13 protein-coding genes are annotated in these 19,805 nt (G+C 67.5%); 5 read left to right on the forward strand and 8 right to left on the reverse strand.

What is annotated here, in order from left to right; all coding sequences use genetic code 11:
* Positions 1 to 60 precede the first annotated feature (60 nt).
* Positions 61 to 351, reverse strand: coding sequence for a hypothetical protein (locus K8P63_RS03335; protein ID WP_223798462.1), 291 nt, complete (start codon positions 349 to 351; stop codon positions 61 to 63).
* 170 nt (positions 352 to 521) lie between these two features.
* Here K8P63_RS03335 and K8P63_RS03340 point away from each other — a divergent pair, with 170 nt between their 5' ends.
* Both K8P63_RS03340 and K8P63_RS03345 read left to right on the forward strand, forming a co-directional pair.
* Positions 522 to 1,172, forward strand: coding sequence for a DsbA family oxidoreductase (locus K8P63_RS03340; RefSeq protein WP_223798463.1), 651 nt, complete (start codon positions 522 to 524; stop codon positions 1,170 to 1,172).
* Positions 1,173 to 1,216: 44 nt separating this feature from the next.
* A complete protein-coding gene (locus tag K8P63_RS03345) occupies positions 1,217 to 2,230 on the forward strand; it encodes an alpha/beta hydrolase (RefSeq protein ID WP_223798464.1) in 1,014 nt (337 codons plus the stop codon).
* Between the two features lie 17 nt (positions 2,231 to 2,247).
* Here the strand turns inward: K8P63_RS03345 and K8P63_RS03350 are convergent, their stop codons facing one another.
* Together K8P63_RS03350 and K8P63_RS20715 are read right to left on the reverse strand one after the other, a co-directional pair.
* A complete protein-coding gene (locus K8P63_RS03350) occupies positions 2,248 to 4,014 on the reverse strand; it encodes a transglycosylase domain-containing protein (protein WP_317629343.1) in 1,767 nt (588 codons plus the stop codon).
* A complete protein-coding gene (locus K8P63_RS20715; protein ID WP_263282678.1) occupies positions 3,993 to 4,115 on the reverse strand; it encodes a hypothetical protein in 123 nt (40 codons plus the stop codon). The genes K8P63_RS03350 and K8P63_RS20715 overlap by 22 nt, the downstream gene beginning before the upstream one ends.
* A 214-nt stretch (positions 4,116 to 4,329) precedes the next feature.
* Here K8P63_RS20715 and K8P63_RS03355 point away from each other — a divergent pair, with 214 nt between their 5' ends.
* Positions 4,330 to 6,810: a glycoside hydrolase family 9 protein gene (locus K8P63_RS03355; protein ID WP_223798465.1), complete on the forward strand. Its 2,481-nt coding sequence runs from the start codon at positions 4,330 to 4,332 to the stop codon at positions 6,808 to 6,810.
* 7 nt (positions 6,811 to 6,817) lie between these two features.
* Here the strand turns inward: K8P63_RS03355 and K8P63_RS03360 are convergent, their stop codons facing one another.
* Both K8P63_RS03360 and K8P63_RS03365 read right to left on the reverse strand, forming a co-directional pair.
* On the reverse strand, positions 6,818 to 8,281 hold the full coding sequence (locus K8P63_RS03360) for an MBL fold metallo-hydrolase (RefSeq protein WP_223798466.1): 1,464 nt from the start codon (positions 8,279 to 8,281) through the stop codon (positions 6,818 to 6,820).
* A gap of 79 nt (positions 8,282 to 8,360) precedes the next feature.
* A complete protein-coding gene (locus tag K8P63_RS03365) occupies positions 8,361 to 10,541 on the reverse strand; it encodes a glycoside hydrolase family 3 C-terminal domain-containing protein (RefSeq protein WP_223798467.1) in 2,181 nt (726 codons plus the stop codon).
* Positions 10,542 to 10,696: 155 nt separating this feature from the next.
* On the opposite strand from K8P63_RS03365, the gene epsC reads away from it, so the two are divergent.
* Positions 10,697 to 11,632 (forward strand): serine O-acetyltransferase EpsC, encoded by a 936-nt coding sequence (gene epsC / locus K8P63_RS03370; protein ID WP_223799708.1) that lies wholly within the window; start codon positions 10,697 to 10,699, stop codon positions 11,630 to 11,632.
* Positions 11,633 to 12,318: 686 nt separating this feature from the next.
* On the forward strand, positions 12,319 to 13,686 hold the full coding sequence (locus K8P63_RS03375) for an NAD-dependent succinate-semialdehyde dehydrogenase (protein WP_223798468.1): 1,368 nt from the start codon (positions 12,319 to 12,321) through the stop codon (positions 13,684 to 13,686).
* Positions 13,687 to 13,704: 18 nt separating this feature from the next.
* Here the strand turns inward: K8P63_RS03375 and K8P63_RS03380 are convergent, their stop codons facing one another.
* The 3 genes from K8P63_RS03380 to K8P63_RS03390 form a co-directional block, all read right to left on the reverse strand.
* Positions 13,705 to 16,050 (reverse strand): bifunctional diguanylate cyclase/phosphodiesterase, encoded by a 2,346-nt coding sequence (locus K8P63_RS03380; protein WP_223798469.1) that lies wholly within the window; start codon positions 16,048 to 16,050, stop codon positions 13,705 to 13,707.
* A gap of 150 nt (positions 16,051 to 16,200) precedes the next feature.
* A complete protein-coding gene (locus K8P63_RS03385; protein ID WP_223798470.1) occupies positions 16,201 to 17,583 on the reverse strand; it encodes a PepSY-associated TM helix domain-containing protein in 1,383 nt (460 codons plus the stop codon).
* The gene (locus K8P63_RS03390; RefSeq protein ID WP_223798471.1) at positions 17,567 to 19,756 is read right to left on the reverse strand and encodes a TonB-dependent receptor; all 2,190 of its coding nucleotides are present in this window, start codon (positions 19,754 to 19,756) and stop codon (positions 17,567 to 17,569) included. Before K8P63_RS03390 ends, K8P63_RS03385 begins: the two co-directional genes overlap by 17 nt.
* Positions 19,757 to 19,805 lie beyond the last annotated feature (49 nt).

Raw genomic sequence — 19,805 nt, forward strand, 5'->3', positions numbered from 1 at the left:
TGGAATCGAGCCGCCATTTGATCAGGGCTGCCGGCCGAGCGACCGGCAGCCCTGATCGCGTCAGCAGCCGTTGCGGCGATTCTGGGCTGCGTCGTGGCGCTTGTCGAGATGGCGACCGAGCAGGCCGCCGCCGATCACGCCGGCCGCAAGCCCGACCGGGCCGGCGCCCAGCGCGGCCGCGCCCAATCCGCCGGCGCCCGCGCCCGCCAGCAGGCCGGTGGTGCCCTTGCTGCGCTTGCAGCGGTAATGATAGCGGTGACTGGTGCCGTGATACACGCGCGTATCGGCGAAAGCCACGGACGGAACGGCGGTGGCCAGGGCTGCGGCGATAAGCGCGGACGTACGGATCATGGTTGCTCCTTGGGTGGTCGGGCGAAGGTCATGGATCGATGACGGGATGCCGAACGGCGCAGATACTCCGGCGTTCCACCACCCTTGCCGGCCGACCGTCTCGTCGTTCGACAGTGGATTGGCGTCGCCCCCGCGCCCATGATCGCACACCGAGAGTCTAAGGAGCCCGGATGACCACCCACCTGAAGATCGATTTCGTGTCGGACGTCTCCTGCCCATGGTGCGTCATCGGCCTGCGCGGCCTTGAGGAAGGGCTCGCGCGCGCGTCCGACGTGGTGGACGCGGAAATCGTCTTCCGCCCGTTCGAGCTCAATCCGGACATGCCGCCCGAGGGTCAGAATCTCGGCGAGCATATCGCGCAGAAATACGGCTCCACGCCCGAACAGTTCGCGGCGAACCGCGCGATGATCCGCGATCGGGCCGCAGCGCTGGGGTTCACGATGGCGGGCGGCGACGATCGCCGAATCTACAACACGTTCGATGCCCACCGCCTGTTGCACTGGGCCGAAACGTTGGGTCGCCAGTCGGCGCTGAAGCACGCTCTGTTTGAGCTGTATTTCACCGACGGTGGTGATCCATCGGATCGGGAGCAACTCGTCGCGACGGCGGCGGCGGTCGGCCTCGATCCCGCGCAGGCGCGGGACGTCCTGTCGACCGATCGGTATGCCGCGGAGGTTCGTGCGGCCGAACGGTTATGGCAGGGGCGGGGGATCAATGCGGTGCCGGCCGTCGTCATCAACGAGCGCTATCTGATCTCGGGCGGTCAGCCGCCCGAGGCGTTCGAGCAGGCGCTTCGAGGCATCGTCGCCGAGCTGGGATGATACCGGGTCGCAACCACCGCGACCGATCGGGAAGGGGAGGATGCATGCGGGCGATTTTCCGGATTCTGGCAATCACGCTCGTGGCTGCGCCCGGATTGGCGCGCGCAGACGGTCTACGCACCGCGCCGCCATTCGCTGACGCGCCCGAGATGACGGCGCAAGCGGGTCGCCCCAAGGGCACGATCCGCAGCTTCATCATGACCTCGGGCGAAAGCCGCATCTTTCCCGGTATCCGGCAGCTCGACAATGCGACGACGCGCCGCCGTGACGCCTATGGCAATCGCCTCGCCGCACCGGCCGAGCAGCAATCGGAGCCAGGGCGCTACCGTCGTGAGGTCTTCGTCTATATCCCGGCGGGCTATCGGCCGGGGACGGCAGCGCCGCTGATAGTGGTGCAGGATGGGCGCGATTATGCGGCGCGGGTCGCGGCGGCGCTCGACGGCCTAATCGCGCAGCATCGGGTGCCCGCCATGATCGCGGTCATGATTCAGTCGGGCGGCGGCGACGCGCAGGGGTCGGAGCGCGGGCTCGAATATGACACGATGTCGGGCCGCTATGCCGAGTTCGTGGAGCGGGAGGTGCTGCCGCGCGTGACGCAGCTCTACGGCGTCCGCTTCACCCGAAATCCCGAAGGCCGTGCGGCGATGGGCGGCAGTTCGGGCGCCGCCGCCGCCTTCTCGATGGCGTGGTTCCACCCAGAATGGTATCGCAAGGTGCTGTCTTATTCGGGCACCTTCGTGAACCAGGCATCGCCGCCGAGCCCGGATACGCCGCACGGCGCATGGGAATATCATGCGCGCCTGATCCCGCAGAGCCCGCGCAAGCCGATCCGGATCTGGATGGAGGTCGGCAGCCACGACCTGCACTGGCAGGATCCGGCGGACAGCTTCCACAATTGGCCGATGGCGAATGATCGGATGGCGGCTGCGCTCGCGGCCAAGGGTTACGATTATCGCTATGTCGTCGCCGAAGACGCCGTGCACGTCGATGGCGACGTGATCGCGCAGACGCTGCCACAGGCGCTGGCGTGGCTGTGGCGCGGGTACGTTCCCGGCTAGGCGGTTCCCTCCGCGCGTCAGAAGTGGAAACTGCTCTTCAGCCGTTCGACCACCGAGTGGATCAGCCCGTCCAGCCCCGCATCGGGATCGACCGACTGGGGCACCTGCGCCCGCGCCGGGCGTGCGCCGATCGCGCCGGCCATGAAGGTGCGCCAGACATGCGCCGGCAGGCCGCCGCCGGCGACGCCGGGCAGCGGCCGGTTGTCGTCCCGCCCGATCCAGACGGCGGTCACCAGCCCGCTGGCGAAGCCGACGAACAGTGCGTCGCGATTGTCCTGCGACGTTCCGGTCTTGCCATAGACCTGGGTGGTGAGGCCGGCGCCGCGCGCCGTGCCCGTATTCACGGCCGCCGCCAGCAGATCGAGCAGGCCGGCGCGCTCGCGGCCGTCGAATGCATGTTGCTCTTCGGTCGGATGGGCCGGGGGCAGGCCGTAGGGACGCACGGGATAGCTGCCGCGGGCGACGGCGGCATAAGCGCTGGCAAGTTCGAGCAAGGTCGTGCCTGACGTGCCGAGCGCGATTCCCGGATCCGTCTGCAGCTGGCTCTGGATGCCGAGGTCGGATGCGGCGAGCGCCACCGCCGCCGGCCCCACCTTCTGCGTGAGCCGGACCGCGGCGACGTTGCTGGATCGCGCGAAGGCCTCGCGCAGCGGGATCTCGCCGAGATAGCGCCCGTCGCTATTGTGCGGTGACCAACCACCGATGGTGACGGGGCGATCCTCCACGATGTCGTCCGGGGACATGCCCGCGCGCAATGCCGCGAGATAGACGAACAGCTTGAAGGTCGAGCCCGGCTGGCGTCGCGCCTGCGTCACGCGGTTGAAGCTGCTGGCGGCATAGTTCCGCCCGCCGACCATCGCGACCACCCGCCCGTCCGGTCGCATCGCGACGAGCGCGATCTGGGCGCCAGGCAGGCGCATCTGCGCCGTCGCCGCTTCGGCCAGATGCTGCAGGCGCGCGTCGAGCGTCGTCCGCACGATCCGCGGCGCATAGGCATCGCCCGGCGCGGTGCGGACCGCGGGGAGCACCCAGTCGCTGAAATAGGTGGCCTGTGTCGGCTCGGGCGCGGGCCTCAGGTGCAGCCGGGCCGATGCCGCGTCCGCCTGGGCGCGATCGATGAAGCCCGCTTGCCACATCGCCTGCGCCACCAGCGTTGCGCGCTCCTGCGCCCCGGCAAGGTTGGCGCTCGGCGCAAGGCGTGAGGGCGCCTTCATCAATCCCGCCAGCAGCGCCGCCTCGCCGATCGTCAGCCGTTCGGGCGGCTTGCTGAAATAATGGCGCGCGGCCGCCCGCAGCCCGTAGACATTGTCGCCGAAATAAGCGTCGGAGAGGTAGCGCGAGAGGATCTGGTCCTTGCTCAGCCACGCTTCCAGCCACAGCGCGATCAGCGCCTCCCGCACCTTGCGCAGCGCCGTCCGGTCGGAATTGAGGTAGACCAGTTTCGCGAGCTGCTGGGTGATCGTGCTGCCGCCCTCGCGCGCCTGACGATCGCGCGCATCGTGCCACGCGGCGCGGGCAAGCCCGCGCGGATCGAGCCCGTGATGCTGGTAGAAGCGCCGGTCCTCGATCGCCACGAAGGCGTTGCCGACATGGGCGGGCATCGCGCGGACATCGACGGCAGCGTCGGTGATGGCACCCTTGCGCGAGATCAGGCTGCCGTTCGCGGCCAGCAGGCTGACGCTGGGCGGAACGATCGGCCGCGCCGTGCGGGACGGCGGCGCGACCATGGCGAGCCAGGTGACCGTCACGATGCCGATCAGGATCAGTAGGGGCAGCGCCCCCATGACGATCCACCATCGGCGCGATCCATGCCGACGCGGGTCAGTCGGGCCTGGGGCTGCGGCACGAACGGGTTGCCGACGATCGAGACCGACCGGCGGGACATCGTCCAGACTTTCCCAAGGCTCGCGCAGCATTTCGGTGTATTATATGAGCATAGCACATCGGGCAAAGTCAAAATGACGCGCCCTTCCGGGCTCAGGCTTCATCGTGGCCGGATGCGAATAACCCGGCGCCAGCGCGATTTAGGTTGACCGCTTCTGCGCGAAGCTCAACGATGGCCAAAATGATAGCGCTATAATGCGTGTGGAGAGGACATCGTGCTGAAACGGATTCTGCTCGCGTCGGCGAGCATGGTTGCCTGCGTGCATACCGCCTGTGCCCAGCCGCTGAAGGTCACCCCGGCGCAGACGCTGGAGACGCAGGGCCTGACCGTCATCGTCGACCAGAACCAGTTCAGCCCGATCTTCTTCGACGAGAAGAATGCGGGCATCCAGCTGATCCTGCATGGCGACCGTATCGCCACCGACGGCGCGGTGCGGCTCGACCGCACGCCCGAGCAATGGGCGCCGGTGCCCGCCTTCATCGGCCGCAGCTTGGGCAGCGAGCCCAATCAGGTGGTGGTGCGCTCGGCGTACAAGGATGTGAACCTCAGCTACAGCGTCAAGGTCACCGCCGAGGGCGATGGCTTCCGCATCGCGGTCGATCTCGATCAGCCGCTCCCGGCAAGCCTCGCGGGCAAGGCCGGCTTCAACCTCGATTTCCTGCCCACCGCTTATTTCGGCAAGACCTATCTGATGGATACGGGCCCCGGCCTGTTCCCGCGCCACCCGACCGGCCCGATGGACAAGGACGGCTCGGGCGGTCCGCTGCCGCTCGCGTCGGGCGGCGCATCGATCACGCTTGCGCCCGAAGATCCGCTGACGCGGGTGACGATCACGTCGGACGGCGCTCCGCTCGCGCTCTACGACGCACGCAACCGTGCGCAAAATGGTTGGTTCGTGGTGCGCTCGCTCATCCCGGCGGGCGCGAAGGACAATGCCGTCGTCTGGCACGTCCGCCCGAACATCGTGAAGGATTGGGTGCGCCCTCCGGTGATCTCGTTCAACCAGGCGGGTTACACGCCGGGCCGGGCCAAGGTGGCGCTGATCGAGCTCGATCCGAATTTCAAGGCACCGGCCGAGGCCGCGCTGGTCCGGCTCGGCGCCGATGGCCGGCAGCAGACCGTGCTGCGCGCCAAGCTCCAGCCGCGCGGCCGCTGGACGCGCTACGATTATGCCGCGTTCGATTTCTCGAGCGTGCGCGAGCCGGGCATCTACGCCATCTTTTATGCCGGCAGCACGACCAATCCGTTCCGCATCGCCGACGACGCCTATGGGCGCATCTGGCAGGCGTCGCTTGACACCTTCCTGGCCGAACAGATGGATCATGTCGGCATTCGCGAGCAATATCGCGTCTGGTCGGCGCCGTCGCATCTGGACGATGCGCGCCAGGCGCCGCCGAACCACGTGCATTTCGACGGCTACAAGATGGGGCCGAATCTCGATTCACCGTTCAAGGCGGGCGAGCATATTCCCGGCCTTGCGGTCGGTGGCTGGCAGGATGCGGGCGATTACGACATCCAGACGCCAGAAAATACGATGGTGGTGCGCGATCTGGTCTGGGCGCGCGAGTTGTTCGGGCTCGACTGGGACGAGACCAGCGTCGACGAGGCGGCGCGCGCGGTCGAGATCCGCAAGCCCGATGGCGTCGAGGATGCGGTCCAGCAGATCCGTCACGGCACGCTTCAGTTGCTCGCGCAGTACCGGACGTTCGGTCATGCCATCGTCGGGATCGTCGATCCGGCGCTGAGGCAATATGCGCATCTGGGTGACTCCGGATCGCAGACCGACGGTTTGCTCTACGATCCCAGGCTGAAGCCAGCCGAGCGCAAGGGTGGGGCGTCGGGCACGCCCGACGATCGCTGGGCCTTCACCACCGATCTGCCGGCCAACGACCTGATGACGGTCGCCGGGCTGGCCGGTGCCAGTCGCGCGCTTGCGCCGACCGATCCGACAATGGCGGCCGAGGCGCTCGCCGCGGCCAAGGCATTGTGGGCGAAGCAGCAAAACGGGCCGATCAAGGCCGGCGACGGTCGCGACGATTCGACGTCGCGGCGCTCGGCCGACGGTGCCAATGTCGCGGCGACGATCGAGCTGCTCATCACCAGCAAAGGCGAGCGGATCTACGCCGATCGCCTGCGCCAGCTCATGCCGGAGGTCCGTCAGGATTTCGGCTGGATCGGCGGCGCGGCGGTTCGCGCCATCCCGTACATGGATGCCGATTATCGCGCGCAGCTGGTGCCGCTGGTGCGTGCCATGAAGGCGAAGGTCGACGTCGATCGGGCGAAGAACCCCTTCGGCGTCCCGATCGCCGATGGGACGTGGGCGGGCTCCAACCAGGTCGTCAGTTTCGGCATGACGATGTACCTGCTCCACAAGGCGTTCCCGGAGATGGTGGGGGGCAACTACACGCTCGATGCGATCGATTATATTCTCGGTCGACATCCGGCCAACAACCTGTCGCTCGTGTCGACCGTCGGCACCGCGTCCAAGCTGATCGGCTATGGCCACAATCGCGCGGACTATAGCTTCATCCCCGGCGGGCTGGAGCCGGGCGTGCTGATCGTCAAACCGGACTTCCCCGAGGCCAAGACCGACTGGCCATTCCTGTGGTTCGAGAACGAATATACGGTCAGCACGACCTCGGCCTATATCCTCGCCGCGCGGGCGGCGGCCGCCGTCGCGGCCGAAGTCCGGTAAGGCGCGCTCAGTCGGTCACCGCATAGGTCGAGGTCGTGCGGCCGTCGGGCGCGGTGACAACGATCGTCACCGGATGCGCGGCATTGGGCGAGCGGACCGTGACCGGCTGGCCCGGTATTGCCGGCCGGCCGTCCACCGTCATCGTCGCTTTGATGGCGGAGGGGCGCAGCCGCAGCACGAACGGACCCGCGCCGGCGACGCGATAATTGGTCGTGCGCGGGTTGAAGCGCGTCGTCAGCGTGCCGCCCGAAACCTCCAGCGCGCTCAGGCTGGAGATCAGTGCGGGTTCGGCCGGCAGGAACGCCGCTTCGTTGATGTTGACGCCGAACCAGTCGCGATCGTGCATATAATCGCCGACGACGATCTGGTGGATCCCGGCGGGGCGATAGGACGGCACCAGCGCGGCGCGGCCCTCGTCCATCGCGCGTTGAATCCCGCGCTCGACATTGTCGAGATAGGCCGTGCCGTCGAGCGGACGATCATTGTGCCCGGTCATGATGTGCCTGACCTTGCCGGCAAGCCGCACGCGCACCCAGCGGAGATTGGCGAGATATTCGTCGAGCGGACGCTGATCCATCTGCATCCACATCACGTCGGGCGGCAGCGGCGAATTGTTGCCGAACGTGTCGCCGGTGAACAGATTGCCGCTCGCCGGATCCAGCACGACGAGCGAGCCCGGCGTGTGGCCGGCGACGGTGTAGATGACCAGCGCACGGTCGCCGAGATCGACGCGGTCCCCATCGCCGATCGGCTTCAGGTTGGCGGCGATCTGCGCGGCGGGCACACCGCGCTTCGCGAGCAGGTCCGCCACCGCCGGCCGGTCCGCCGCGCCGACATATTCGGTCGAGCCGGCGATGAACTGATCGGCCTGGCCGACATGGTCGCCGTGGCTGTGCGTCCAGATGCAGATGACCGGCAGGCCGTGGGTGAACTGGGCGACGTAGTCGCGCAGCGCGCCGTGCCCCATGCCGCTGTCGACCAGCGCATAGGCCTTGGTGCCGCGGATCAGGAACATCTTGTCGTTGTCGGCATCGCGGATCATGCGCACGCCGGGCGCGACCTCCTCCGAGACATAAGCGGTGTGGTCGCGGCGGGCGACCTCGTAGCCGAAGGTCGCGACGTCGCTGTCGGCCGCGCCTGGCTTCGTCGCGATCGCGCGGATCGTGTCGTGCGACGTGACGCCCTTCTCGCCGTCATAGCGGCCTTCGACGAACAACGCCGTCCGCTGGTCGAAGATCGGGCTGCTCGATGTCGGGACGCTGCCGTCGCGCGTATAATGGATTTCGGTGCCGGGCGTCGCCTCCAGCAGCCGCACGCCGGTGGTGTTGGTATAGCGGCCGGGCGCGGGAAAGATGGTCGGCGCCGGCAGCTTCGCGGTGGCCGCATCGGCGCGCGTCACGATGCCCGGCCCGTAGGCCAGCAACGCCGCCGCGCCTGCCAGCAAGGTCGCCCCGGTCCGGATGGCTCGCATCTCTTCCCTCTCCTGGATTGTTCGCCGGATTTCACATGCTCCGTGCGTCGAAGATGATAGCGCTCACCGTGCGCCGAAACTAGTCGATGTTGAGGCTCTTGCGCAGCCTGATGTCGGCCGATGACGCGCCGATCATCAGCTCCACGCGCTCGCGCTCGACCGTTAGCGCGTGGCGCGCGGCGTCCCAGTAAGCGAGCTGCGCGGCCTTGAGCGGGATCGTCACGGTCCTGGTCTCGCCGGGCGCCAGCGTCACGCGGCGGAAGCCCTCCAATTGCAGCGGCGGGCGCGCGACGCGCGAGGCGGGGTGCCGCACGTAAAGCTGCGGCACGGCATCGCCAGCGACGGCGCCGGTGTTGGTGACGTCGACGCTCACCGTCGCCGTGCCGTCGCGGGCGAGGTGCGTCCGGTCGACCTGCAGATTGGCGTAACGGAAGCCGGTGTAGCTCAGCCCGAAGCCGAACGGAAAGAGCGGCTTGCCCTTGAAATACATGTAGGTGCGGCCGTGGCGGATATCGTAATCCATCATCGGCGGCAGCTGATCCATCGATGCCGGCCACGTCACCACCTCGTGGCCGCCGGGATTGTATCGGCCGAACAGCGCCTGCCCGATCGCCCAGCCCTCGTCCTGCGAACTGTGCGCCATGTGGAGGATCGCCGGCACGTTCTGCTGCGACCAGTTGATCGTGAAAGGGAAGCTCGACACCAGCACCATCACCGTGCGCGGATTGGCGGCCATCACGGTCTTCACCAATTGCTCCTGCGCAAGCGCCAAGGTCTCGCGGTCGCGTCCCTCCCGGCCGTCGCCAGGGTCGGCGCACGGCTTGGTGCCGTTGTCGGTCCAGGCGGTCGCCATGTCCGGCCCGCACGTGGGATCGTTGCCGACCACCACCACCGCGATGTCCGCCGCCTTCGCCGCCGCCGCGACCGCATTGTTCCGATCGTCGGCGACGTAGCTGATCTTCACATCGGGTCCGGCCGCCGCGCGGATGCCGGCGAGCGGCGTGATCGAATAAGGCGGGAAGCCGCCATACCAATCCCAATAGACGTTGTTCGCGCGCGGCCCGATCACCGCGATCGAGTGCGCCGCGCCCGCCCGCAGCGGCAGCGCGCCGCCGTCATTCTTGAGGAGGACCAGCGACTCCAGCGCCGCGCGTCGTGAGACCGCGCGATGGGCGTCGCTCTCCCACGGCGGCGTGCCGTCGTGCAGCGCGGCGTAGGGCACGCGCTCGGGCGGATCGAGGAGGCCGAGCTTGATCGTTGTCCGGAACTTGCGCGCGAGCGCCTCGTCCAGATCCGCCGTCGTGATCGTGCCCTTGGCCAGCGCGGCGTGCAGCTCGTCGCGATAGACGTCGAGATACTGGTTCACGCCCGCCTTCAGCGCGGCGACCGCGGCGGTTTCCTGGTCGGGGAAGGCGTGATGATCCTTCCACAGGGTCTTGATCGCGCCGCCATCGCTGGAGACGACGTCGACATGCCATTGATCGATGACGACGCGGCGCAGCACCGGGTTCACTGCCATCGGCACGCCGTTCCAGCTGTTGTACGACGCCATCACGCCGCTTGCGCCCGCATCCTGGAAGGCCATGCGGAACGGCACCGAATAATATTCCCAGAACAGTCGGTCGTCGAAATCGGAGCTGGTGCGCGTCCGGTCATTCTCGTTCGAGTTGGCGAGGAAATGCTTCAGCAAAGGCGCGGCCAGCCAGTAATGCGGATCGTCGCCCTCCAGCCCGCGCGAGAAAGCGGCGGCCATGCTGCCGTTGAAGAAGGGATCCTCGCCGTAGACCTCTTCGCTGCGGCCCCAGCGCGGGTCGCGCGCCAGATCGGCCTGCGGGCCCCACAGCATCATGATCTGGCGATCGTAGACCGGCGTCTGCGAGATCCAGCGTGCCTCGCGGCCCTCCACGCCGGCCGCCTGCCGCACCAGATCCGGATCCCATGTCGCGCCGAGTCCCGGCGGCTGCGGGAATTGCGTCGTCAGGATGGGCGTCTGGCGGACCTTGCCGTCGCCGCGCTGCTGCACGCCGTGGATTCCCTCGGACGCGCCGAAATTGGGCACGCCGAGGCGCGGCACGCCCGATTCGGTGCTGAGCGCGTCGATCTTCTCGTCGGCGGTCATCAGCGAGAGCAGATTGGCGATGCGCTGGTCGGGCGGCAGATCGGCGTTGCGGAACGATGGGGCGGGCGGCGGGGATGCGCCGGTCAAAAGCAAAGCTGCGGCGGCCGACATGAGCAGCCGCGCGGGCATCGTCTTGGGCATGTCCTCTCCACCGGCCGATCAACCTGCAGGCCGCTTCGCCGCTACCTAGCCCGCCGCCTCTGGCGCGGCAATCGGATCGACGCCCCACGGAAAACTCTAGCGGATGAATAGGAAATCTATCTTTGTCGCTGCATGCCGGCGCGATACCGGGCACCATGCACAGCGGAAACGACCTTTCGAGCGCCGGCGAGGCACCCGCCGGCACTTATGGTGACATCGATCACATCCTGGCCGGGCTGCGCGCGGCACGGCAGCGGTGGCGCGACGCGCACCGGCGCAATGCGGAGCATGGCGCGGTCGGCTTCCCGTCGCGCCACGATATCGAGAAGATCATGGCGTCGCTGTGCGGCGCGCTGTTCCCGCTACGGCTCGGCCCGAGTTTCGTCCGGCTGGAGAATGAGGACGCCTTCGTCGAGCAGACGCTCCGTATGGCGCTCAGCCGCATCTACGGCCAGATCCGCCTCGAGCTCGGCTATTCGCTGCGCGACAGCGCGCCGGAGCGTGTCGATGAGGAGGCCGCGCGGATCATCGGCCATTTCGCCGATGCCTTGCCGGCGCTGCGCGAACTGCTCGACCGCGACGTGGAGGCGGCGTTCGCCGGCGATCCTGCCGCGCGCAGCGTGGACGAGGTGCTGCTCTGCTATCCGAGCGTGCTCGCGATCATCCATCATCGGCTCGCGCACCTTCTGCACGGGCTTGGTGCGCCGCTGGTTGCGCGGATCATCTCCGAAGTCGCGATCGTGCGCACCGGGATCGACATTCATCCGGGCGCGCGCATCGGCGAAAGCTTCTTCATCGATCACGGCACCGGGGTGGTGATCGGCGAGACCGCGATTATCGGCAGGCGCGTGCGCCTCTACCAGGCGGTGACGCTGGGATCGCGCGGCGCGACCTCCGATGCCGACGGGCAGGTCCAGCGCGGGCTGGCGCGCCATCCGATCGTGGAGGACGACGTCGTGATCTATGCCGGCGCGACGTTGCTCGGCCGGATCACGATCGGGCGCGGCGCGGTGATCGGCGGCAATGTCTGGCTCACCGAAAGCGTGCCCGCAGGCGGTATCGTCAATCAGGCGCGGCCGAGCCGAGAGTAGCCGAGCACTCCGCATGGTCCGTTCGGGTCGCAGGAGCTTAAAGACAGGGTTTGCCGCAGTCGCTCGGCGCGCCCCGCCGGGGGGGGAATCCGGCGGGGCACTTTCTCCCGAAGCTCCAGGCGCGCCTGGGAGACGTCGCGACGATGGCACGCCGCAGCGGCAGCGTCCCTAACATGCATGGCGAGAGCGCGTAGCGGAGCGAAAGTATCGGAAGGTGAAGGTGCATGCACCGCTCGCGGCTTCCGAGCGACCCCGGCAGCCAACGTGACGTCCCGTCGACTCGGAAGCCGACGGGACGCAGTTCCCGGAACAAAACCCCCCGGTCCCCGGAAACACTGGACTTATGTCGTGCCGCGCGATCTTCTTCACTCACATGGGTTAGCGAGAAGTGCCAATCGAATGGTCAAGTAAATAGCATCGGGTTGCCCTTTGCGATGCCTTTGCTTGCAAGGATTTTGCACAAGCCTGCGGGCCCGTTCGACTTTTCTCTACACGGAACATCAGCCCTCCGAAGCGATCGGGCTTGCGGCTCCGGCAACGAGTCGCACGCGGGCGGCATAGGTCGCAGGCGTCCTTCCACATCGAAGCGGCCGTCGGAACGGATTGCTCGGCTCCGAGCTTGTCCGCATTCAGGCCTTGGGCCAGTGCATTTTTGCCTTCGGATCGCCCCCATTCAAGGAGCCGCCATGTTCACGAGCGTCAATCCCGCGACGGGCGAGGACATCGCGACCTATGCCGAACTGAGCAAGGCGGAGGTCGACAGCAAGCTGGATCGCGCGGTGGCAGCATACCGACAGTGGCGCGAGACGCCGCTCGCCGCCCGCGCCGATCTGCTGAACGCCATCGCCGATAGGTACGAGGCCAACAAGGATCGGCTGGCGCGCATGGCCACGGCCGAGATGGGCAAGACGCTGGCATCGGCGGTGAGCGAGGTCGAGAAGTGCATCGCCGCTTTCCGCCACTATGCCGTGGCGGGACCGGCCATGCTGGATCCCCGGACGATCGCGCTCGGCAGCGGCGGGGCCGCCGAAATCCGCTGGCTTCCGCAAGGGGCCGTGCTGGCGATCATGCCGTGGAACTTCCCGTTCTGGCAGACGGTGCGGTTTCTCGCCCCGACCATCCTCGCCGGCAATGTCGGCCTGCTGAAGCATGCGAGCATCGTGCAGGGCGTCGCGGCGCTCATGGAAGAAATGGTGCTGGAGGCGGGCGGCCCCGAAGGACTGTTCCAGAACATCGCGATCCGGTCGGACGCCGTGGCCGACATCATCGCCGACAAGCGCGTCGTTGCCGTCACGCTGACCGGAAGCGAGGGGGCCGGGATTGCCGTCGCCGAACAAGCGGGTCGTAACCTGAAGAAGGTGGTGCTCGAACTGGGCGGATCCGATCCCTTCATCGTCATGCCGTCCGCTGACCTCGACGCAGCGGTTGCCGCAGCGGTCAAGGCGCGCGTCCAGAATGCGGGGCAGTCGTGCATCTGCGCCAAGCGGATGATCGTCCATGCGGATGTCTACGATGCGTTTCTCGAGCGGTTCGTCGCCGCGATGCGGGCGCTGGCGATCGGCGATCCGCTCGACCCGGACAACGACATGGGGCCGCTGTCGAGCATCGCGCAGCGCGATACCGTGCTCGAACAGGTCGAGGATGCGAAACGACAGGGCGCGACGCTCCTGCTCGGCGCGGAAAAGCTGGATCGTGCGGGCGCCTACATGTCGGCCGGAGTGCTCACCGACGTTCCGCTCGACAGCGCGTTCATGGGCGAGGAAATCTTCGGTCCGGTCGCCATGGTGTTCAAGGCCGCGGATATCGACGAGGCGATCCGGATCGCGAACGCCATTCCGTTCGGGCTCGGATCGTCCTCATGGACCGCGGATGCCGCCGAGCAGGAGCGTTTCGTCCGCGATATCGAAGCCGGCATGACCGCGATCAACCAGATGCTCGCCTCGGCACCGGAGGCGCCGTTCGGCGGGATCAAGCGATCGGGCCATGGCCGCGAACTCGGCCCCTTCGGGCTGCACGAGTTCATGAACCTCAAGACGGTGCTTCGCGCACCCTGAACGCGATGCCGGGCCGGGCTACGCCTGGCTGCGGGTCGTGATCTCGAGCTTCTCGACGCGATCGCTCAGGCGGTGCGGCTGTCCGAACAGGTAGCCCTGCGCCTGCGGGCACCCTTCTTCCAAGACCATGCGGCGCTGCTCGTCCGTCTCGACGCCCTCGGCCACGACCGGCAGATTGAGGCTTTTGCCCAGGCCGACGATCGCGCGGATGATCGATCGCGCGGCATCGTCCTTGGCGAGCGCGGCGATGAAGCTGCGGTCGATCTTGATCTTGTCGAACGGGAACGATTGCAGGTTGCTGAGCGACGAATAGCCGGTCCCGAAATCGTCCATCACGATCCGGATGCCCATCGCCTTGATCGCGTGGAGCGTCGTCAGGGTCGTCTCGCGATTGCGCAGCAGCGAGCTTTCGGTGATCTCCAGTTCCAGGCGACGCGGATCCAGCCCGCTATCCTCGACCGCCGATCGAACCACTGCCGCCAGGTTCGCGACCTGGAACTGGATTGGCGACACGTTGACGGCGATCGACAGGTTTTCGCTCCACCCCGCCGCGCACCGGCACGCCTCGCGCAAGACCCACTCGCCGATCGGCAGGATCGCGCCGGTCTCTTCCGCCACCGGGATGAACAGATCGGGCGGAACATTGCCGCGCTCCGGGTGCGTCCAGCGGAGCAATGCCTCGAACCCGACGGTCGCGGAGAAAGCGGTCGAAACCAGCGGCTGGAATACCAGATGGAACTCGTCCCGCTGCAGCGCATGGCGCAGGTCGTGTTCCATCGCGCGCCGCTCGCGCACCTGCTGGTCCATCCCCGGATCGAAGAAGCAGGCGGTGCCGCGCCCCTCATGCTTGGCGCGATACAGCGCCAGATCGGCATTGTGGCGCAGCGTCTCGGGGTCCGAGCCATCGCGCGGGAAGACGGCGGCGCCGATGCTGACGCCCACCGCAGTCGGATCGAGCGCGCTGTCCATCTCGCGCGCGAAACTGTCGAGGATGCGCGCAGTCAGCCGGCGCACGCTCTCATCGTCTTCGACATGCCGCTGGAGGATGAGAAACTCGTCGCCGCCGATCCGCGCCACGATGTCGTCGGTCCGGACGACGGCCTTCAGCATCGCCGCGACCCGCTTGAGGATGTCGTCGCCGGCCGCGTGGCCGAACAGGTCGTTGACGGCCTTGAAGCGATCAAGATCCAGCGCCAGCAGCGCGAAGCCGTCGGTATGCCGCGTGCGCCGCGCCGCCTCGGCCAGCGCACGGTTCAGGCAGGCGCGGTTGGGCAGATCGGTCAGGCTGTCGTGCGATGCCATATAGGCGACCTCACGCTCGGCCTCCTTGCGCTGCGTCAGATCGCGGATGGCGAGCACCTGGCAGGAACGCCCGCGATATTCGATCTCGTGGATCGCGACCTCGACGATCTTCTCGGGCTCGCTCGAATTGCGGATCACGGCTTCGGTCGTGGAGGATCGATCGCCGGTGACCTCGGATTGGTCGGAGAATTGCAGCCAGTCTTCGGGCCGGCTGCCGATCAGCGCGCCGTACGACGTGCCGACCAGCGTGCTCATCTGCTGATTGATCTCGACGATCACATTGTCGTGGACGATCATCAGGCCTTCGAGCGTCGCGTCGGTCAGGCCGCGCAGGTCGGTCAGCAGCCGTTCGACGAACGAGCTCGCCAGCACCAGCCCGATCAGCGCGAGGGTTGCGAAGACGATCGCCGGGATCAGCCACGCGGCTGATCCGTCGCCGGCCGTGACCGCGATCGTCGGGTCGGGCACCAGGGTGGTTGCCGACATCGCGGTGAAATGCAGCGCCACCACGGCCAATATGGTCAGCCCGGCCGGCGCGAACACGCGTCGCCAACCGCGCAGTGCGCCGAAGCTGAAGAAGCTTCCGGCGAAGGCGCCCCAGGCGAGAAGGAAGGAGATCGCGATCGGCGAAAGCGCGTAGCGCACCGCGGCCGGCGCGATGATCGACGCCATGCCGGTGAAATGCATCAGCGCGACGCCGATCGTGGCGATCAGCCCGGCAACGCCGGCCCGCTTGGCATCGGGCTTGCGGCCGAGCATGCGGAAGGTGAGCCAGAACGCCGCCACCGCCAATGCCGCCGACAAGATCGTCAGCGCGGCATCGAACCGCATCGGCATCGCACCGCGATAGGCGAGCATCGCGACGAAATGGGTGGCCCACACCCCGACGCCCTCGGCGATCGCCGCGACCGCGAGCCAATGTCGCCGCCGCAGCTCCACGCACTCGCTCGCGCGCTTGAGCAGCACGAACAGGGTGATGTTGCCGAGTGCACAGATCGTCGCCGCAAGCAGAACGAGCCGGTAATCGTGCTGATGTGCTACGCACTCAATTAAAGAAAACATGTAATATACCCCGCGTCTAAGCAGGTACTATCGCCTCTTCCTGAAAATTGTCTTTGGACAAAGGTGTTGATCTAGTCCATATTGGAACAGGCTTCGGCTTCCTGCCTTTAGACGGAAGCGGGTCGCCAAAGGCAGCGGAAGTTCGAGGCGCTATCGCCTGGCCGGCCGGGCAGGTCGCAGCCCGAGCCAGCGCGCGGTGCCGGGCATCAGCCGCGGCGCGCCCGCCTCGAACAACAGGACCAGGATGAGCGTCAGGCCGAACAGCGGCAGATACAGCGCAAGCGCGCCGATCGCGGCGATCAGCCCCGCGCCCAACCTCAAGCGCGGGCCTGCCGATGCCGGGGGCGCTCCCAGCGCGCCGACGGGGCGCCGTCGCCACCAGATCACCGCGCCCGAGACGGCAAGCAGGATCAGCAGCAGCGCCGTCACGGTGCCGAGCAGCTGGTTGGCAAGCCCGAACAGCGCCCCTTCATGCACGGCAACGCCGTAGCCGATCACGCGATCGATCCAGTGGCGCTGCCCGAAATCGGTTCGGCTGACGACCCTGCCGGTGGCGCCGTCCACCTTGAGCTCGCTGCGGAGCGGTCGATCGGCGGCGTCGGACGCGATCGACCACGGCGCACCGGGCATTGCGGGCGGCGCGATCAGCACGGGCGGCGCGATCCCCAGCGGCCGCACCGTGGCGATCACGCGCGCCAGCTCGCCGGGTCGCACCGGCGGGGGCGGCGTCGTCATCATGTCGTGACCGGCATGCGCGCCGGCCATCGGCCCGGTCTGGGGTGGCTTGCCCCCGATCGTCCAGTCGACCGGGCCGCGCGATGTGCCGGTAAGCTGGCGTATCTCGACGAGGTAATTGCCCCAGCCATTGGCCCACGGCAGCCCGGTCAGGATCAGGCCGAGCGCGAACAGCGACACCCACAGGCCGGCGCTGGCGTGAAGATCGCGCCAGAACAGCCGCCCTCCGGCCCACCAGCGCGGATAGAGCAGGCCGGCAAGGCCACGATGCCCGCGCGGCCACCACAGATAGAGGCCGGTCAGCAGCATCACGATCGCCCAGCAGGCGGCGATCTCGACCAGATAGCTGCCGATCGCGCCGGCAAGCAATTCGCCGTGCAGGTGGAACAGCACCCGCATCGGTCGATGCTCCTCCGTCACCGTGCCCAGCACGGCGAGGCTTTGCGGATCGAGATAGACGCGCCGGTCGGCGCCATGGCTGGTGACGAGCACGCGCACGGCGGCGTCGGGCGTCTGCGGCAGGACATATTTGTGCAGCGTTCCGCCCGGCACCGCGCGCAGCGCCGCCGCGACCTGCGCGTCGGGCGAGGCGGCCGGGGCGGCGGCTGCGCGGTGAGCGTAGGGCCGGTCGAGCCACGCCTCGATCTGTGGCCGCCACAGATAGATCGAGCCGGTCAGCGCGAGCCAGATGACGAAGGGGATGCAGAACAGGCCGGCGTAGAAATGCCAGCGCCATATCGCCCGATAGAGCGGCGCGCCGCTGAGCCGCGGCGACGAACGATCAGAAACGGGCGGCATAGGACACCTCCATGCTGCGCGGCGCGCCGAGATAGATCTGCGTCGCCGGATAGCCCGAATATTCGCCGTACAGCGCGTTGGTCAGGTTGCGTCCGCGCAGCGTCACCGTTCCGCTCGGCAGCCGATAGGCGATCGAGGCGTCGAGCGTCGTGTGCCCGCGCACATCGTAGCTGTTGGCGTTGTCGGTGTAGAAATGGCTGACGTGCTTCACGAACGCGCCCAGCGTCACGGGCAGCCGGGTGACGCTGTAGAGCAATGCGCCGTTGATCACGGTCGACGGCGTATTGGGCGGGGTCTTGCCGGCTCGGTTGGCGCCGCCCGCCTCGATCAGCGTGTCGAAATGCGCGTCGCTGTAGGCGGCGCCCGCGTCGAGATGGAGGTTGTGAAGCAGATCGGCGCCAAGCGTCGCCTCGACCCCGCGCGAGGATTGCGATCCGCCCTGCACCGAGAGGTTGGTGGTGGGATCGATGGTGAGGATGTGGTCGAGCCCGATCTGGTAGGCGGCCCCCGTCAGCGATACGCGATCGCGCAGCAAGGAGCTCTTGAAGCCCACCTCATATGTGCGGCCGGTCGAAAGATCGAACGCGCCGCTGGCGGTGGTCAACACCAGCAGCGTGCCGACCGGCACCACCGCGGTGGAATATTGGGCATAGACCTGCACCGCCGGCGTGATCGAATAGACCGCGCCGATCCGCCCGGACATCGGCTTGAACTCCGGCGCCGTGCGCGTGGTGGTCTGCAGGGCGTAATCGTAGACCGATCGGCGGAGGTCGATCTCCTCCCAGCGCAGCCCCCCGACCAGCAACAGGCTGGGCGTCAGGTTCAGCGCATCCTCGGCGAAGACGGCCGTCTGGTTCAGTTGCGTGCGGAACAGGACGGCGTTGCCCGCGCCCGGAAAGTTGACCGGATCGCTCGACGGAAGCGCGCTGCGCACCGGGGCGAACGGATCGACCGCCGTAAGCGTGCCGAAGCGCCGCGGATCGTCGAAGTTCGTGTGGTTATATTCGACGCCCAGCGTGACGCGGTTGCGCAGGCCGAACAGTGCGCCGTCATGACCGATGGTCGCGCGATCGTCGACGAAGTCCTGATCGTTGAAGATTTCCCGCACGTCGCGCGCCAGTCGCGCGGTCGTGGCCTGATAGGCCTGGCTGTTGGAATAGAGATATGCGCGCTTGGCGTGGTAGAATTGGACATCGTTGGTGAGCGACCAGCCGTCGCCAAGATCATAATCGATCCGGCTGCGCACGGTCTCGCTGCGCGCATCCTGATAGCCGCCCAGCGGGTTGTAGTTCACATGCCGGGTCGCGGCATCGACCACCAGGCCGTTGGCGCTGCTTACCACCCGCGACGGATCGCGCGCGAAGCCGGCGGGGACGAGCGGCGATCCCTGATAGGTCGCGCTCGATCGGTCATAGCTGTAGTCGAAGGCGAACGATGCCGTCAGCCGGTCGGTCGGCCGCCACAGCAGGCTCGCCGTCCCGGTGAGCGAGCGGTAATGATTGTCGTCGATATCGTACAGGCTCGCCGAGCGCAGATAGCTTGCGCTCGCCAGCACGGCGACCGTGTCGGAGAGCGGCAGATTGACGTCGCCTGCGATCCGGCCGGTGCCGAACGATCCGTAGCTCGCGAGGATGTCGCCGAAGCGGCGGCCCAGCGTCGGCTTCTTGGTGACGAGGTTGATCGCGCCCGCCAGCGCGCCCTCGCCGTCGAGCACGGAGGCGGGGCCCTTGATCGCCTCGACCCGCTCGTAATTCCACATGTCGATGTCGCGGGCGACGATGGTCGAGGAGCCCGCGCGCACGCCGTCGAACAAAACGGTCACGGCATTGCCCGAGAAGCCCCGCAGTGTAACCGTCGCCGGATTGCCGGGGACATTGCCCGCGATCGCGCCGGTGATATCCGAAAAGGCCTCGCGCGCGGTGCGCAGGCCGCGCAGCTGGAGCTGATCCTGCGTCAGCACTTCGACCGACGCCGGGATTTCGCGCAACGACAATCCGAGCCGCGAGCCCGCCTCCGCTTGGTCGTCGAGGTGGAGCGCCTCGAACTTGCCGGTGACGATGATGTCGCCGGTCGATGGCGTCCAGGAGGGCAATTGGGCTTGGGCAACAGAAAATGGGAGTGTGGCGGCGACGGCGAGCATGGCCGCGCTCGCGCCGCATGGAAAACGGTGCATCGTTGAGTTTCCTGATCGGCCGACATCGCGCCGGCGCGTGCAAACGGGC

The sequence above is a fragment of the Sphingomonas nostoxanthinifaciens genome, assembly GCF_019930585.1.
Lineage (GTDB): Bacteria > Pseudomonadota > Alphaproteobacteria > Sphingomonadales > Sphingomonadaceae > Sphingomonas_I > Sphingomonas_I nostoxanthinifaciens.

Excerpts from the sequence above, each read along its gene's own strand:
- K8P63_RS03335 (WP_223798462.1), bottom strand. The coding sequence starts at position 351 with ATGATCCGTACGTCCGCGCTTATCGCCGCAGCCCTGGCCACCGCCGTT.
- K8P63_RS03340 (WP_223798463.1), top strand. The coding sequence starts at position 522 with ATGACCACCCACCTGAAGATCGATTTCGTGTCGGACGTCTCCTGCCCA.
- K8P63_RS03345 (WP_223798464.1), top strand. The coding sequence starts at position 1,217 with ATGCGGGCGATTTTCCGGATTCTGGCAATCACGCTCGTGGCTGCGCCC.
- K8P63_RS03350 (WP_317629343.1), bottom strand. The coding sequence starts at position 4,014 with ATGGGGGCGCTGCCCCTACTGATCCTGATCGGCATCGTGACGGTCACC.
- K8P63_RS20715 (WP_263282678.1), bottom strand. The coding sequence starts at position 4,115 with ATGTCCCGCCGGTCGGTCTCGATCGTCGGCAACCCGTTCGTGCCGCAG.
- K8P63_RS03360 (WP_223798466.1), bottom strand. The coding sequence starts at position 8,281 with ATGCGAGCCATCCGGACCGGGGCGACCTTGCTGGCAGGCGCGGCGGCG.
- K8P63_RS03365 (WP_223798467.1), bottom strand. The coding sequence starts at position 10,541 with ATGCCCAAGACGATGCCCGCGCGGCTGCTCATGTCGGCCGCCGCAGCT.
- epsC (WP_223799708.1), top strand. The coding sequence starts at position 10,697 with ATGCACAGCGGAAACGACCTTTCGAGCGCCGGCGAGGCACCCGCCGGC.
- K8P63_RS03375 (WP_223798468.1), top strand. The coding sequence starts at position 12,319 with ATGTTCACGAGCGTCAATCCCGCGACGGGCGAGGACATCGCGACCTAT.
- K8P63_RS03380 (WP_223798469.1), bottom strand. The coding sequence starts at position 16,050 with ATGTTTTCTTTAATTGAGTGCGTAGCACATCAGCACGATTACCGGCTC.
- K8P63_RS03385 (WP_223798470.1), bottom strand. The coding sequence starts at position 17,583 with ATGCCGCCCGTTTCTGATCGTTCGTCGCCGCGGCTCAGCGGCGCGCCG.
- K8P63_RS03390 (WP_223798471.1), bottom strand. The coding sequence starts at position 19,756 with ATGCACCGTTTTCCATGCGGCGCGAGCGCGGCCATGCTCGCCGTCGCC.